This is a genomic window from Erwinia sp. E_sp_B01_1 (assembly GCF_036865545.1).
Taxonomy (GTDB): Bacteria; Pseudomonadota; Gammaproteobacteria; order Enterobacterales; family Enterobacteriaceae; genus Erwinia.
Genome location: NZ_CP142208.1, coordinates 1,547,753 through 1,561,589, shown reverse-complemented (window position 1 = coordinate 1,561,589; position 13,837 = coordinate 1,547,753). Strand labels below are relative to the sequence as shown.

The following is a 13,837-nucleotide window of genomic DNA, read 5'->3' as shown; positions in this document are numbered from 1 at the left end:
GTTCACGCTGCTATAAACAATAGGACGTAAACTGACAAATGCCAGCGTTTCTTTACGAACCAGGAATACCCTGAGCCTGAGCCGCATTAATTACTAAAAACAGCCCCCATCCAACGGCAACCGCCCAGACCAGCATCGGCAGAGAATAGAGATGGAAATGCCACCAGATACTGCGATCTTTCGCCATCCGCAGAGCGATAAGGTTGGCGAGTGAGCCCGGCAGCAAGCCGAAGCCACCGATATTCACCGCCCACGCCATCAGGGTGGTGGCTGGCAGGCTGCTGAGTAGCAGGATGGTTGCCGGGACATTGCTGATCGCCTGCGACAGGCCGATCGCCAGAAGATACTGCCCTCCTCCCGACAAGGTTGAAACAGAGTGCAGAGCAGTCTGCAACACCGGCAGCCGGGTCAGCAGATAAACGTCGATAAACATGGCGATAAATACCGCCAGCAGGCTCCAGTCAATCTTCAGCAGAATCCCCCGCGCCATCACCGCAAAAACGGCAAATACCAGCAGCAATCCCCAGAGGGCGTAATCCAGCTCCAGCGAAACAATAAAAACGCCATAGAGAAGGACGCTGGCCACCAGCAACGGACGTTGCCACTGTGGCCGATCCTGCTGGGCGACCAGCTCAATTTTTTTGCGCGAGAAGCAGAAGAAAGTCAGCAGCAGCAGGCTCCCCACCAGTAGGGTAGCCAGCGGCAGCATTTGCCAGATAAACCCGGCAAAGCTGGCCTCACCGTGACGCCACATCAGAATATTTTGTGGGTTACCGATAGGCGTCAGTAATGAACCGGCATTGACGGCCAGCGCTTCAAAGATGATCAGCCGGGCGATGGGCAGCGCAGAGAACCGACGCAATGACAGCGTCAGCGGAACCAGAATAAACAGGGCTACATCGTTGGTCAGAAAGGTCGAGAGCAACGCCGCGGCAGCCACCAGAAACAGCGCCAGCGTGCGCTGCCGGTGAAAACGCTGCACCAGCCGCCGCCCCAGCACGTCAAAATAGCCGCTGGCTTCAATTCCCTTGGTCAGCATCAGCAAGCCGCAAAGGGTCATGATGGTCGGCCAGTCCACCGCTCCGGGAAGTTCCCGCAGTGAGAAGGGGGCAAAAACGGCCAGTATCAGACCCAGCAAAATTAACAGATGCAAAAATCGATCGTGCAGAAAAGGCCTGAGCAGCGTTGCCATACAGACTCACTGAGAGTGGAACGGGTTATTGACGGCTTTCGAAAAATTGCTGGAAGATAGCCAGGGTTTCATCACTGACATGATGTTCTAACCCTTCCGCATCACGGCGGGCCGTATCCGGGCTGATGCCCAGTGCCAGCAGGAACGTTTCCACAATGTAGTGCCGCTTGCGGCTCTCTTCGGCCAGGGCTTCGCCTTCCGGGGTCAGAAATACCCCACGGTAAGGAACCTGCTCCACCAGGCCGGCCAGGGCCAGTCTTTTCAGCATCTTCGCCACGGTCGGCTGCGAGACCCCCAGACGGGCGGCCATATCGACCTGACGGGCTTCACCAAACTCGCGGATCAGATCGGAAATCAGCTCAACATAGTCATCGATTAGCTCGCGACGGTGGGCTTCACGTACCTGGCGGAAGCCTTCGACATGCTCTTCGATATCTTTCAGTGGCGCAGGCACTGCACTTTTTGCGCGACGACTCATTCAGCTTCCTCTTCTTATTCTCTGATGCATATAAGGCTCACACCAGTCCTCGGTGCCACATTGTAAACGAAGCTCAAAGAAGCACAAATTTTAGCGAAATAGCGATGGCTACAAAATATAGCCTGTGCTATACCTGATTATAAAGCGAACGGAGGAAACCTGATGAAAAAGCCACTTTTATTGAAGCTGCTGAGTCGCTCACCGTTCACGCTGCGTCTTATGCTGCTTGAGATGTTAACGGAACAGAAATCCGCCCCACTCTGAATCAGCCAAAAAAAATCCGCCTCACAGGGCGGATTTTTTATTGCACCAGCCAGGCTGGGCTTGAGGGAAACAACTTAGAAGCTGTAACCTACGCCTGCGATCCAGGTGCCAACGTCAACGTTGCGGATGCGGCTCTGCTCGTAACCAACGTCCAGAGCAACATTTTCGATGCCTGGGTTGAACTGCATGCCAGCACCGTAGGAGAAACCTACGTCGCTTGAATCAGATTTGTCACGTGCAGTGGTGCTGTTCTGCTGGTATTTGCCGTAGCCGATACCTACAACGCCATAGATGCTAGCCCAGTCGTTCAGACGGAAAGCTGGACCACCGGTGATGCCGTAGTACTGACCTTTGTTGTAGATACCAGAGTCAGTGTTATCTTTTTCGGTGTAGGTGAAAGAGCCAATCCAACCCAGTGGGTCGTTACCGTTTTCGTAACGGTATTTCAGGTTGAAGCCGTTAGCTTTGTTAGCAACGCCCTGATAGTCGCTCTGTGCGTAGCCACCAGAAACAGTGCTTCGTGCCATTGCTGAACCAGCAGTAACTGCCAGTACACAAGCCAGTGCGGAAAGACATGCAATTTTTTTCATAACCACCTCAAATGTGAAAATACTTATTCTCCTGACAACGCTGAAAATATAACAAACCTTAGCGAGAAACTCTGCCTGGAAATTGTTGTCCAACACAATGTTTGGTGTAACAGGACGTTAATGATGGTTCGTATGTCATTCTTTTCTCTTATGTTTATTGAGTTCCCTGCCGTCATAACCGGTAATGTAAAAAAATGTTCATTGAGATAATTCTTAATTAATCCTGACATTTCTTTACTGAAATGGCGCTGTTTTTGACCTTTTCCTTAGTCTTTTTCCTGGTTTTTGATCTGTTTTAAGGCCCCGTCAGGTACACTTCAGGGAACTTTTTACTGTTTAAATGGACGAACAAGATTGATTCACAGGATCTCTGCTTCTCAAAAATCCCCTCTCTGGCTACCGGTCATAGTGCTGTTGGTTGCCATGACTTCGATCCAGGGGGCGCTGCCCTGGCCAAAACCTTATTCCCCGTGGTCGGCGCGCCGGGTATTACTGCGCTTCGCCTCGGCCTGGGTACCCTGATCCTCTGCGTCATCTTTAAACCCTGGCGTCTGCGCTTCACCCGCAAACAACTCCTGCCGCTGATTTGTTATGGCCTGGCACTGGGAGGCATGAACTACTCCTTTTATCTGGCGCTGCGAACCGTGCCGCTGGGGATTGCGGTTGCTCTGGAATTTACCGGGCCTCTGGCACTGGCTCTGGCAGGCGCAAGACGTCCGCTTGATTTTCTTTGGGTGCTGCTGGCGCTGCTGGGATTGTGGCTGCTGCTGCCTGTAGGCAAAGATATTTCCAGCGTCGATCCTGGTGGTGCTTTACTTGCGGTGCTGGCAGGTGCGTTCTGGGCTGTCTATATCCTGAGCGGTCAGCGTGCCGGTGCAGAGCACGGTCCGGCTACGGTCGCTATGGGCTCACTGATAGCTTCAGTCATCTTTGTGCCTCTGGGTCTGGCATATGCCAGTGCCGGTCTCTGGAGCCTCTCGCTGATCCCCGTGGCAGTGCTGATTGCTATCCTCTCCAGCGCCCTGCCCTATTCTCTGGAAATGGTCGCGCTGACCCGGCTCCCGGCCAAAACCTTCGGCACCCTGATGAGTCTTGAACCGGCGATGGCCGCCCTCTCTGGCATGCTGTTCCTGGGTGAAATCCTCTCATTGATTCAATGGTTTGGTTTGCTGGCTATCATCCTGGCTTCGGCTGGCTCCACCCTGACCATGCGCTCTTCTAAACAGCAGATAGATCCGGTCAGCGAGTTACGCGAATAACTGGTGCGTTATATTCGCCCCAATTTAGGGGCGATAAATTTATACTTTTCTTGAATAACATCACTCCTGAGATAAGATAAATCTTACCTGAGATTCCCTGTACAGAAATATCCTGAAAGGCTTATTCATTAAAAATAACGCCTGATGCCAGATGCTTTATGATTGATTAATTTTAAACATATAAATCAGCATGTTATATTTTAAATCCAGATGATAACTTCTATCACTCGCATTTAAACCTGCATGAAAGCGTTGATAAACAGCCAGTCATTCCTGAAAGGCCAGCGCTATTCAACTAATAGGCAGCAACTTTCCGGCAAAGTGTAAAACCGGTGCTATACTTAACTCCGTACTTAATTAGGACAACCCACATTAAGAGGATATTAATGATGAGTACCGCTAAACTGGTTAAAACGAAATCTTCCGATCTGATTTACACCCGTAACAACGTGGCTGACGACGAGAAAAAAGCCACCATTGAGGTGCTCAATCGTCTGGTTACGGAATTCATTGATTTGTCCCTGATTACCAAGCAGGCGCACTGGAACATGCGCGGCGCGAACTTTATCGGCGTGCATGAGATGCTCGACGGTTTCCGTACTACTATTACCGATCATCAGGACACGATTGCTGAGCGTGTCGTACAGTTAGGCGGCGTGGCTCTGGGTACTACTCAGATTGTCAACGACAGAACACCGCTGAAAAGCTACCCCCTTAACATTCACAGCGTACAGGATCACCTGAAAGCGCTGGCGGAGCGTTATGCTGTAGTGGCTAACGATACCCGCAAAGCGATCACTGAAGTTGAAGACGAAGACACTGCAGATATCTTTACCGCGGCCTCACGCGATCTGGATAAATTCCTGTGGTTCATCGAATCCAATATTGAGTAACCGTCAGGCTGCACAAGGTGCGGCTTCATAGAGTGAATTCAGAGCAGATGAGGCCTTCATCTGCTCTTTTGCTATCTGGAGGTCATTATGGCAAGCGGATGGGCACGCGATGACGCAGTGCAGGAACAAATTGACTCAACCATAGATGATGCTGTGGCCAGAGCACGCCGGGCTATACATCATGGAGCCAGTGCGGAATATTGCGAACACTGCGGCGAACCGATACCGGAAGCACGCCGCCTCGCTCTACCGGGCGTTCAATATTGCGTCCAGTGTCAGCAGAAGCGTGATAATCAGCAGGCGTCCTCTTTATATAATCGCCGTGGCAGCAAAGACAGCCAGCTCAGGTAACAAAACCTGTTTTCACAATTAAACCAGACTTCGTTAACAATTCTACTAATCCCTCTTCACTATAAGTTGTTTTTATCCCCTGATTTGCTAAAAGAAACCTGCACCCAAATGGATCTTACGCACCATTTTAGCGCCCCAAAATGGTGCGTAATAAGTTTCTGAACTGAGCCTTAGCGCCAAAATTGACTTAACGTGCTGTTTTCAATATATTTTGAAAAGTTGGCATAATTTTTTCATATGGCTGATGGCACCCAATCAGACAAAGACCTTGTCTGACTGCATAAAGGATAAAAAAATGAAGTCGATTGTTAAGTTTTCCCTGGCCGCGCTGACGTTGGCGTTTGCCGTCTCTTCTACTGCCGCAGAAAAGAAACTGGTTGTTGCAACCGATACCGCCTTCGTTCCTTTCGAGTTTAAGCAAGGTGATAAATACGTTGGCTTTGATGTGGACCTGTGGGCTGCTATCGCTAAACAGCTGAACATTGACTATACCCTGAAGCCTATGGATTTCAGCGGTATCATCCCTGCCCTGCAGACGCGCAATATCGATCTGGCGCTGGCTGGCATTACCATCACCGAAGAGCGCAAAAAAGCGATTGAATTCTCTGACGGCTACTACAAAAGCGGCCTGTTAGTGATGGTGAAAGCGAATAATGACAGCATCAAAGGCCTGGACGATCTTAACGGCAAAGTGGTTGCGGTTAAAAGCGGCACCGGATCAGTAGATTATGCCAAACAGCATATTAAGACCAAAGACCTGCGCCAGTTCCCGAACATCGACAATGCCTATATGGAACTCGGCACCAACCGTGCTGACGCCGTATTGCATGACACGCCTAACATTCTTTACTTCATCAACACCGCCGGTAAAGGTCAGTTCAAAGCGGTAGGCGAATCTATCGAAGCTCAGCAGTACGGTATCGCCTTCCCGAAAGGCAGCGATGACCTGCGCGAGAAAGTGAACGGCGCACTGAAAACTCTGCGCGACAACGGCACTTACAACACAATTTATAAAAAATGGTTCGGCACCGATCCTAAATAATTTGTCCCTCTTTAGCGCAGGCTCAGGCCTGCGTTTTTTACCACCAACGAAAAAATGTTTTTTGATCCGGAGAGTAAAGCATGCAGTTTGACTGGAGCGCCATTTGGCCATCAATTCCGGCCCTGCTTGAAGGCGCCCGACTGACCCTGTGGATTTCGGTCCTTGGTCTGGTAGGCGGCCTGATAATTGGGCTGGTAGCGGGATTCGCCCGAGCATACGGCGGCTGGGTATCACGCAATATTGCGCTGGTATTCATCGAGCTGATCCGCGGCACGCCAATTGTTGTGCAGGTGATGTTTATCTATTTTGCCCTGCCAATGGCCTTTACCGACCTGCGCATTGACCCGTTCAGTGCTGCCGTTGTCACCATCATGATCAACTCCGGCGCCTATATTGCCGAGATCACCCGCGGTGCCGTGCTGTCGATCCATAACGGTTTCCGTGAAGCCGGCCTGGCACTGGGTCTTTCCCGCCGCGAGACGCTGCGCTACGTGATTATGCCGCTGGCACTGCGCCGTATGCTGCCCCCGTTGGGAAATCAGTGGATTGTCAGCATCAAAGACACCTCCCTGTTTATCGTGATTGGCGTGGCCGAACTGACCCGTCAGGGCCAGGAAATCATCGCCGGAAACTTCCGCGCGCTGGAGATCTGGAGCGCCGTGGCGGTTATCTATCTGATTATTACTTTGGCGCTGAGCTTTGTTCTTCGTCGCATTGAGAAAAGGATGAAAATCCTGTGATTGAATTTAAAAACGTCTCCAAGCATTTTGGTGAAACGCAGGTACTGCACAACATCGATCTGACCATTCAGCAGGGTGAAGTGGTGGTGATTATCGGTCCATCAGGATCGGGTAAATCAACCCTGCTACGTTGCATCAACAAGCTGGAAGAGATCACCACCGGCGAGCTGATTGTTGATGGTCTGAAGGTCAATGACCCGAAAGTGGATGAGCGCCTGATTCGTCAGGAAGCCGGCATGGTTTTCCAGCAGTTCCACCTGTTTCCACAGATGAACGCGCTGGATAATGTCGCTTTTGGCCCTATCCGCGTTCGTGGCACCAAAAAGGCCGAAGCTCATCGTCTGGCGAAAGAGCTGCTGGGTAAAGTCGGTCTGGCCGAACGGGCGCATCACTTCCCGTCTGAACTTTCTGGTGGGCAGCAGCAGCGCGTGGCGATTGCCCGTGCGCTGGCCGTGAAGCCGAAAATGATGCTGTTTGATGAGCCAACCTCAGCGCTGGATCCGGAATTGCGTCACGAAGTGCTGAAAGTGATGCAGGATCTGGCCGAAGAAGGCATGACTATGGTGATCGTGACCCACGAAGTGGGCTTTGCGAAGAAAGTCGCCTCGCGCCTGATCTTTATTGATAAAGGCCGCATTGCAGAAGATGGCAACCCGGATGAGCTGATCGACAATCCACCGAGTGCCCGTTTGCAAGAATTCCTGCAACACGTTTCGTAATCCGTACTCCGGGGGAAAACGATTCCCCCGCGATTTTACTGTTCAGGGCGGACAATGACCTGCACCCGAATGTCAGACAAACTTCTGACATTTTGCGGCGCCGTTCATTGCCCGCCTTTTTATGCTAATCATCTTCTTAAAATTCCTGCTTTTACCTCCCACTGACACTCAGCCAACTATACTTGCAGGCTGACGCTTTGACGCGCGGCAACGGGAGAACACGATGTTAGAAACTCTTCCACCCTGGCGCTTTGCCTTCAGGTGGCTATTGCTCTGTTTCATATTTGCCGGATCGGCCCAGGCTGTGTCACTTCCGGCGGCCGCTGTGGCTGCCTCACAAACACAACAATCCGCTACAACCCAGACGGGTGAACCCGATCCTGAACAAAAAAAAGCCGCTTATGCAGCCTTAGCCAACATCCTGCAGAACGACCAGTCGCGGCAGGAGCTGATAGAGCAGCTGCGTAACGCTTCTGAAACGCCCTCCACCGCTGCGGAGCCGGTACTGACCCCACCGACAGAGGATGAGGATAAAACGGTGCTGGAGAGCGTCACCGACGTCAGCCGGCACTTTGGCGGAGAGTTTCTGACCAGGGTTGAAAAGCTTCAGCGTAATATTGCCGAGGCTCCTCATAAACCCTTCAACCAAAAAACCTTTTTCACCGCACTCAGCCATTTCTCCATGCTGGCAGCGGCGCTGTTTGCTTTTTACTGGCTGATTTGCTGGGCTGTGGGCCCGATATACCGGCGAATGGGTCAGTGGGGACGGGAAAAAAACAGCGTCCACACCAACTGGCTACACCTGCCGTTAATGATCCTCGGGGCCTTTATCATCGACCTGCTGCTGCTGGGGCTGGCGCTGTTTGTCGGCCAGATCCTCAGTGATTCGCTCAACGCAGGCAGCAGAACCATCGCTTATCAGCAGGGGCTGTTCCTTAATGCCTTCGCGTTGATTGAATTTTTCAAAGCGATCCTGCGATTGATGTTCTGCCCACGTTTTCCCCAACTGCGCTTTTTCCATCTGTCGGATGACCGTGCCGTTTACTGGAATACCCGCCTGAGCTGGCTTAGTGGGCTGATAGGTTACGGATTGCTGGTGATTGTGCCTATCGTGTCCAATCAGGTGAACGTGCAGGTTGGCGCGCTGATCAATGTAGTGGTGATGGGGCTGATCACCGTCTGGGCGTTATATTTGATCTTCACTAATAAACGCAATATTCAGCGGGAGCTCTCCGCACTGGCCGATCGCTCTCTGTCGTTCTTTTCGCTGTTTATCCGCGCCTTTGCCGTGGTATGGCACTGGCTTGCCAGCGCGTACTTTATCACCCTGTTCCTGTTATCCATGTTTAATCCGGGCGACAGCCTGAAGTTTATGATGTCGGCGACGGTACGGTCGCTGGCGATCATCGGCCTGGGTGCGCTGATCTCAGGTATTCTGACCCGCTGGATCTCCAAAACCATTATTCTCTCGCCCGACCTGCGCCGGAACTATCCGGAGTTGCAGCAGCGGGTAAACGGCTGGATTTCGGTGATGCTGAAGCTGGCCCGCACGCTGACGGTGTTTGCAGTAAGCCTGCTGTTACTTAATGCCTGGAACCTGTTTGATCTCTGGCACTGGCTGACGGAGGGCGCAGGCGTGAAACTGGTGGATGTGATTATCCGTATCGTGATGATCCTGTTCTTCTCGGCGGTTGGCTGGACCCTGCTGGCAAGCCTGATTGAAAGTCGCCTGGCTTCGGATTCACATGGGCGTCCCATGCCCAGTGCCCGAACCCGCACGTTACTGACGTTGTTCCGTAATGCGCTGGCGGTGGTGATCAGCACCATCACCATCATGATCCTGCTGTCGGAAATTGGCGTGAATATCGCGCCGCTGCTGGCGGGCGCGGGCGCACTTGGCCTGGCGGTCTCCTTTGGGTCGCAAACGCTGGTGAAGGATATTATCACCGGGATATTCATTCAGTTTGAGAACGGGATGAACACAGGCGACCTGGTCACAATCGGGGCGATCACCGGCACGGTTGAACGGATGTCGATTCGTTCGGTAGGAGTACGCCAGGATACCGGCGCGTATCATATTATCCCCTGGTCTTCGATCACCACCTTCGCCAACTTTGTGCGCGGCATCGGCTCGTTTGTGGCGAACTATGATGTGGATCGTCGTGAGGACAGCGATCGGGTTAACAGCACGTTGCAGGCGGCAGTACAGGAGTTGATGGAGAATCCCGACATCCGGGGAATGGTGATAGGGGAACCTTCGTTTGCCGGGCTGGTTGGATTAACAAACCAGGGCTTTACCGTGCGCGTTTCCTTCACCACGCAGCCGCTGAAGCAGTGGACCGTTCGCTTCGCGCTGGACAACATGGTGAAGAAACATTTCGATGCGGCGGGCATTAAAGCGCCGCATCAGACGGTTCAGGTGATGCAGACCGGCAGCGAAATTGAGGGCGCTGCCAGCTTTCAGTCATTGCCGTCGCCGGATTAAATGCGGCTCATCTGACGTTCACGCACCGGTTTTTCCATAAAGGTCCAGGCGATAATACGGCTCTGCTTTTGTCCCTGGGCCATCTCAATGGTGCGGTAAGCGGTCACTTCTGCCGCTTCCAGCGCACGCCAGATGTCAGGCAGGTTTTCCTTGCGGGAAACCAGCGAGGTGAACCAGACGCACTGACGTGAGAAGTTAACGCTCTCTTCAATCATGCGGCCAATAAAGCCTTTTTCGCCGCCTTCACACCACAGCTCATCCTGCTGTCCCCCAAAGTTCAGCGGGGAGTCTTTCGCCAGGCCCAGGTTACGCACTTTGCGCTGGCTGCCCTGCTGAGCATCGCTGGCGGAAGCATGGAAGGGAGGATTGCACATCACGGCGTGATAAAAATCGCTCTTGTGAATGATGCCGGTGAAGATAGCTTTACTGTCTTTCTGACGGCGTAAACGCACGCCACGATTCAGGCCAGGATTTGCTGCAAGGATAGCGTTAGCCGCTTTCATCGCTTCTTCATTGACTTCGCTGCCGGTGAAACGCCAGTCATATTCACGGTGGCCAATCAGCGGATAGATGCAGTTAGCACCACAGCCAATATCCAGCACGGTAAGGTTACGCGGCGGAATACGACGGTTATCTTCAGCCAGCAGATCGGCCAGATGGTGTACATAATCAGCGCGACCGGGGACCGGCGGGCACAGGAAACCTTCAGGGATAGACCAGCCTTCAATCTGGTAGAAGTGTTTCAGCAGTGCCTGGTTCAGCGACCGGACAGCCGCCGGATTGGCAAAATCCACCGACTCATCGCCATGCTTGTTGACGGCCACAAATTCTTTCAGTGGCGGATAGCTCTCGATCAGCGTGGGGAAATCATACTGTTCACGATGACGGTTACGGGGATGAAGTTGAGTTTTTTCGACGGTAGTTTTCATGGGCGGCTCTCTGGACTTAAGGCGCGTAAGATACCTGCTACGGTAAAGATCGTAAACAATTCCCGGCTTTTTTCCACACTCTCTTCAGCTACTATGATTGAATCCCGCTTTACCTGCGGCTTATTGCGGGTAAGACACTTCCTGAATGATAAGGACAAAGGCGTTCTGATGACCCACTCCCGTTACTCCTATCAACCCCGTCTTGGCCATGGTTTACCCCACGATCCGCTTAACGCTATTATCGGGCCGCGTCCGATTGGCTGGATCAGCTCGCAGAGTGCCAAAGGCGAGCGCAATCTCGCCCCTTACAGTTTTTTTAACTGCTTCAATTACAAGCCCCCGATCATTGGTTTTTCGAGCCAGGGCTGGAAAGACAGCGTGGCCAATATTGTCGAGACCGGTGAATTCGTCTGGAATCTTGCCACCCGCGAACTGGCCGTGCCGATGAATGAGAGTTCAGCCTCCGTCCCCAGAGGCGAAGATGAGTTTGCGCTTGCCGGTCTGACACCGTTGCCAGGCACGCAGGTCAACGTAAGCATGGTGGCGGAAAGCCCGGTGAATTTCGAATGCAAACTGACTCAGGTGTTACAGCTGGAAGGCACCGGCGGCGAGAAGCTGGAACAATGGATGGTGTTCGGCGAAGTGGTAGCTATTCATATAGATCCTGCGTTGCTGGAAGAGGGCATTTACCAGACCGCAAAAGCCAACCCAATCCTGCGCGCGGGCGGCCCCAGTGCTTATTACGCCATTGAAGAAGCTTCACGATTCGACCTTGTGCGGCCTGATGCCCGGAAGTAGCAATTAAAGGACTAAAGGATTAAGTTCAAAACAGGCTGCGGCGAAAAGGCGTCCCCCCGGAGCTCGTTATCCGAGACGCCGTAAATACATCCATGTAGGCTTGGCTGCCGCATCCATGCGGTAGACACTCGGCTAACGAGCTCCGGGGCGCCACCCAAAAACTTCAGTGCGGTTGGGCAGTCAGGTGGATACACAAGCCAGTTTCGTACGAGTTTTGACCTGGGCATCCCCATCCCTGCAGAAAAAACTGAAGCTAACGGGAAGGGAGAGTGGGCTGATAAGCAGTTGTATCGATGATGACTTCATTGCATTCCCGGCACAAACTCAGTTTGTTTTGACCTGTGTATCCCCACCCTGGCAGACAAAACTGAAGCTAACGGGAAGGGAGAGTGGGCTGATAAGCAAAGCGTCTCGCCACATGGACGTGGCGAGCCGAGCTGTCAGGGACGACGCTTTTTGCGTCTTTGTGTTCAGCCCACTCTCCCTGACCAGGCACTGGAACATGCAGACAACTTAGTGAGCTGCACCAATCCACTCTCCCTGACCAGGCATCGAAAAAGCAGGCAACTTAGCAAGCTCCCTGACCAGGCAACACCCCTTTCACACCGCAATATGCACAGACCGAATCAGCGCGGCGGCTTTCTCAATCTCTGGGGCTAACCACCGGTCTTCTGTCCAGGTTGCCACCTCATGCCGTAACAGCTTGCAGGCGCGCTTTGTCCCCTCGCCTGCTCTGGCGGCATCATGGAAATCCAGCGCCTGCGCGGCAAGCAGATATTCGATCGCCAGAATCTGAACGGTATTCTCCGCCAGCTTCAGCAATTTCAGTGCCGCGCTGGTCCCCATGCTGAGATGATCTTCCTGCAAACCAGAAGTCACGAAATTATCCAGCACTGCCGGTTGTGCAAGCTGCCGGTTCTCACCGCACAACGACGCGGCCACATACTGAGCAATCATCATGCCGGAATTGACACCCGGCTCGGCCACCAGAAAGGGGGGCAGCCCACTCACCAGGGGATTAATCAACCGATCAAGCCTTCGCTCCGCTACGCTGCCTAACTCCGCCAGAGCAATCGCTAATGCATCCGCCGCCATCGCCACAGACTCGCCGTGAGGATTAGCCTGAGAAACCACCCGCCAGCTTTCCGGGGTGCCTAACACCAGCGGATTATCCGTGGCAGCATTCAGCTCCGTCTCAATCTGCCGGGCGGCATAGTCAAACTGATCGCGACAGGCACCATGAATCTGCGGCATCGAACGCAAACTCAGCGCATCCTGCGTTCTGATCCCTTTGCTCTCCTCTACTATCTGGCTGCCCGCAATCAGCTGCCGCAACCTCTCTCCGACAATCTGCACATTCATGCTGCCCTTAAGGGCGAGGATTTCAGCATCAAAGGCTTCCTGCTGGCCGCGTAAGGCTTCAAAACTCATCGCACCGGTGACGTCTGCCCAGGCCAGCAAACGACTGGCCCCTTCAAGCGCCAGACAGCTTAGCCCGGTCATACACGGCGTGCCGTTAACCAGGCTCAACCCATCTTTTGCCCCCAGCTTACAGGACTGCAACCCCTCTGCCGCCAGCGCCGCGGCTGCCGGAATAATCTCTCCGCGATAGCTCACGTTGCCAATCCCAATAAGCGCCAGACCAGCATGCGCCATATGGGTCAGGTAGCCCACGGATCCCTGCGAAGGGATCTGCGGAGTAATGCCGCAATTCAACAGCGCGATCAATCCCTGTACCACCCCAGGGGAAATGCCGGATTTCCCCTGACTGTAATTGGCTACCGCCGCACAGATAATCGCTCTGGCCTGAACGTCAGTGAGCTTTGGCCCCACGCCACAGGCATGGCTCAACAAAGTATTGCGTGAAAGTAAACTGAGCTGATCCTCTTCCAGAGTGATATTGCACAGCGCACCCAGTCCGGTATTAATGCCGTAAGCTACCTGCTTTTCGCTGACGATCAGGCCAACAATCTCCCTGGCGGTATGAATACGCTGCCAGGCGGCCAGGCTCAACTGTAGCCTGGCCGATGACTTCGCCACGTGGACCACATCCTGCCAGTGCAAACGCGAATCGCCCCAGGTCACCAGTTCTGTCAT

The 13,837-nt window shown here is 53.1% G+C and carries 12 protein-coding genes and 1 pseudogene; 8 read left to right on the top strand and 5 right to left on the bottom strand.

Annotation, left to right across the window (positions count from 1 at the left end):
- Positions 1 to 52 precede the first annotated feature (52 nt).
- From VRC33_RS07605 to ompX, 3 genes are all read right to left on the bottom strand, one after another.
- On the bottom strand, positions 53 to 1,192 hold the full coding sequence (locus tag VRC33_RS07605; protein ID WP_338562452.1) for an SLC13 family permease: 1,140 nt from the start codon (positions 1,190 to 1,192) through the stop codon (positions 53 to 55).
- A 25-nt stretch (positions 1,193 to 1,217) separates the two neighbouring features.
- A complete protein-coding gene (gene mntR / locus VRC33_RS07600; RefSeq protein WP_338562450.1) occupies positions 1,218 to 1,670 on the bottom strand; it encodes a manganese-binding transcriptional regulator MntR in 453 nt (150 codons plus the stop codon).
- Positions 1,671 to 2,008: 338 nt separating this feature from the next.
- The gene (gene ompX, locus VRC33_RS07595) at positions 2,009 to 2,524 is read right to left on the bottom strand and encodes an outer membrane protein OmpX (RefSeq protein ID WP_338562448.1); all 516 of its coding nucleotides are present in this window, start codon (positions 2,522 to 2,524) and stop codon (positions 2,009 to 2,011) included.
- 423 nt (positions 2,525 to 2,947) lie between these two features.
- Here ompX and rhtA point away from each other — a divergent pair.
- The 7 genes and pseudogenes from rhtA to ybiO all read left to right on the top strand — a co-directional run bounded on the left by rhtA (position 2,948) and on the right by ybiO (position 10,013).
- Positions 2,948 to 3,783, top strand: a pseudogene (gene rhtA, locus VRC33_RS07590) (threonine/homoserine exporter RhtA).
- Positions 3,784 to 4,172: 389 nt separating this feature from the next.
- Positions 4,173 to 4,676 (top strand): DNA starvation/stationary phase protection protein Dps, encoded by a 504-nt coding sequence (gene dps, locus VRC33_RS07585; protein ID WP_338564143.1) that lies wholly within the window; start codon positions 4,173 to 4,175, stop codon positions 4,674 to 4,676.
- Positions 4,677 to 4,763: 87 nt separating this feature from the next.
- The gene (locus VRC33_RS07580; RefSeq protein WP_338562445.1) at positions 4,764 to 5,027 is read left to right on the top strand and encodes a DksA/TraR family C4-type zinc finger protein; all 264 of its coding nucleotides are present in this window, start codon (positions 4,764 to 4,766) and stop codon (positions 5,025 to 5,027) included.
- A 295-nt stretch (positions 5,028 to 5,322) separates the two neighbouring features.
- Positions 5,323 to 6,069 (top strand): glutamine ABC transporter substrate-binding protein GlnH, encoded by a 747-nt coding sequence (glnH, locus tag VRC33_RS07575; RefSeq protein WP_338562442.1) that lies wholly within the window; start codon positions 5,323 to 5,325, stop codon positions 6,067 to 6,069.
- An 80-nt stretch (positions 6,070 to 6,149) separates the two neighbouring features.
- Positions 6,150 to 6,809 (top strand): glutamine ABC transporter permease GlnP, encoded by a 660-nt coding sequence (glnP, locus tag VRC33_RS07570; protein ID WP_338562440.1) that lies wholly within the window; start codon positions 6,150 to 6,152, stop codon positions 6,807 to 6,809.
- The gene (gene glnQ, locus VRC33_RS07565) at positions 6,806 to 7,528 is read left to right on the top strand and encodes a glutamine ABC transporter ATP-binding protein GlnQ (protein WP_338562438.1); all 723 of its coding nucleotides are present in this window, start codon (positions 6,806 to 6,808) and stop codon (positions 7,526 to 7,528) included. Before glnP ends, glnQ begins: the two co-directional genes overlap by 4 nt.
- Before the next feature lie 223 nt (positions 7,529 to 7,751).
- Complete coding sequence (gene ybiO, locus VRC33_RS07560; RefSeq protein ID WP_338576955.1) at positions 7,752 to 10,013, top strand: mechanosensitive channel protein; 2,262 nt, start codon at positions 7,752 to 7,754, stop codon at positions 10,011 to 10,013.
- On the opposite strand, the gene rlmF is transcribed toward ybiO, so the two are convergent.
- Positions 10,010 to 10,942, bottom strand: coding sequence for a 23S rRNA (adenine(1618)-N(6))-methyltransferase RlmF (rlmF, locus tag VRC33_RS07555; protein ID WP_338562436.1), 933 nt, complete (start codon positions 10,940 to 10,942; stop codon positions 10,010 to 10,012). The two genes, ybiO and rlmF, sit on opposite strands and share 4 nt — an antisense overlap.
- 168 nt (positions 10,943 to 11,110) lie before the next feature.
- Here rlmF and VRC33_RS07550 point away from each other — a divergent pair, with 168 nt between their 5' ends.
- Positions 11,111 to 11,740 carry a flavin reductase family protein gene (locus tag VRC33_RS07550; RefSeq protein WP_338562434.1) on the top strand — a complete coding sequence of 210 codons (630 nt, stop codon included), beginning with the start codon at positions 11,111 to 11,113 and terminating at the stop codon, positions 11,738 to 11,740.
- Positions 11,741 to 12,340: 600 nt separating this feature from the next.
- Here VRC33_RS07550 and hutH read toward each other — a convergent pair.
- Complete coding sequence (gene hutH, locus VRC33_RS07545) at positions 12,341 to 13,837, bottom strand: histidine ammonia-lyase (RefSeq protein WP_338567698.1); 1,497 nt, start codon at positions 13,835 to 13,837, stop codon at positions 12,341 to 12,343.

Coding starts and splice junctions, on each gene's coding strand:
- hutH (WP_338567698.1), bottom strand. CDS start 13,837: ATGACAGAACTGGTGACCTGGGGCGATTCGCGTTTGCACTGGCAGGAT.
- VRC33_RS07550 (WP_338562434.1), top strand. CDS start 11,111: ATGACCCACTCCCGTTACTCCTATCAACCCCGTCTTGGCCATGGTTTA.
- mntR (WP_338562450.1), bottom strand. CDS start 1,670: ATGAGTCGTCGCGCAAAAAGTGCAGTGCCTGCGCCACTGAAAGATATC.
- ybiO (WP_338576955.1), top strand. CDS start 7,752: ATGTTAGAAACTCTTCCACCCTGGCGCTTTGCCTTCAGGTGGCTATTG.
- dps (WP_338564143.1), top strand. CDS start 4,173: ATGAGTACCGCTAAACTGGTTAAAACGAAATCTTCCGATCTGATTTAC.
- VRC33_RS07580 (WP_338562445.1), top strand. CDS start 4,764: ATGGCAAGCGGATGGGCACGCGATGACGCAGTGCAGGAACAAATTGAC.
- glnP (WP_338562440.1), top strand. CDS start 6,150: ATGCAGTTTGACTGGAGCGCCATTTGGCCATCAATTCCGGCCCTGCTT.
- glnH (WP_338562442.1), top strand. CDS start 5,323: ATGAAGTCGATTGTTAAGTTTTCCCTGGCCGCGCTGACGTTGGCGTTT.
- rlmF (WP_338562436.1), bottom strand. CDS start 10,942: ATGAAAACTACCGTCGAAAAAACTCAACTTCATCCCCGTAACCGTCAT.
- ompX (WP_338562448.1), bottom strand. CDS start 2,524: ATGAAAAAAATTGCATGTCTTTCCGCACTGGCTTGTGTACTGGCAGTT.
- VRC33_RS07605 (WP_338562452.1), bottom strand. CDS start 1,192: ATGGCAACGCTGCTCAGGCCTTTTCTGCACGATCGATTTTTGCATCTG.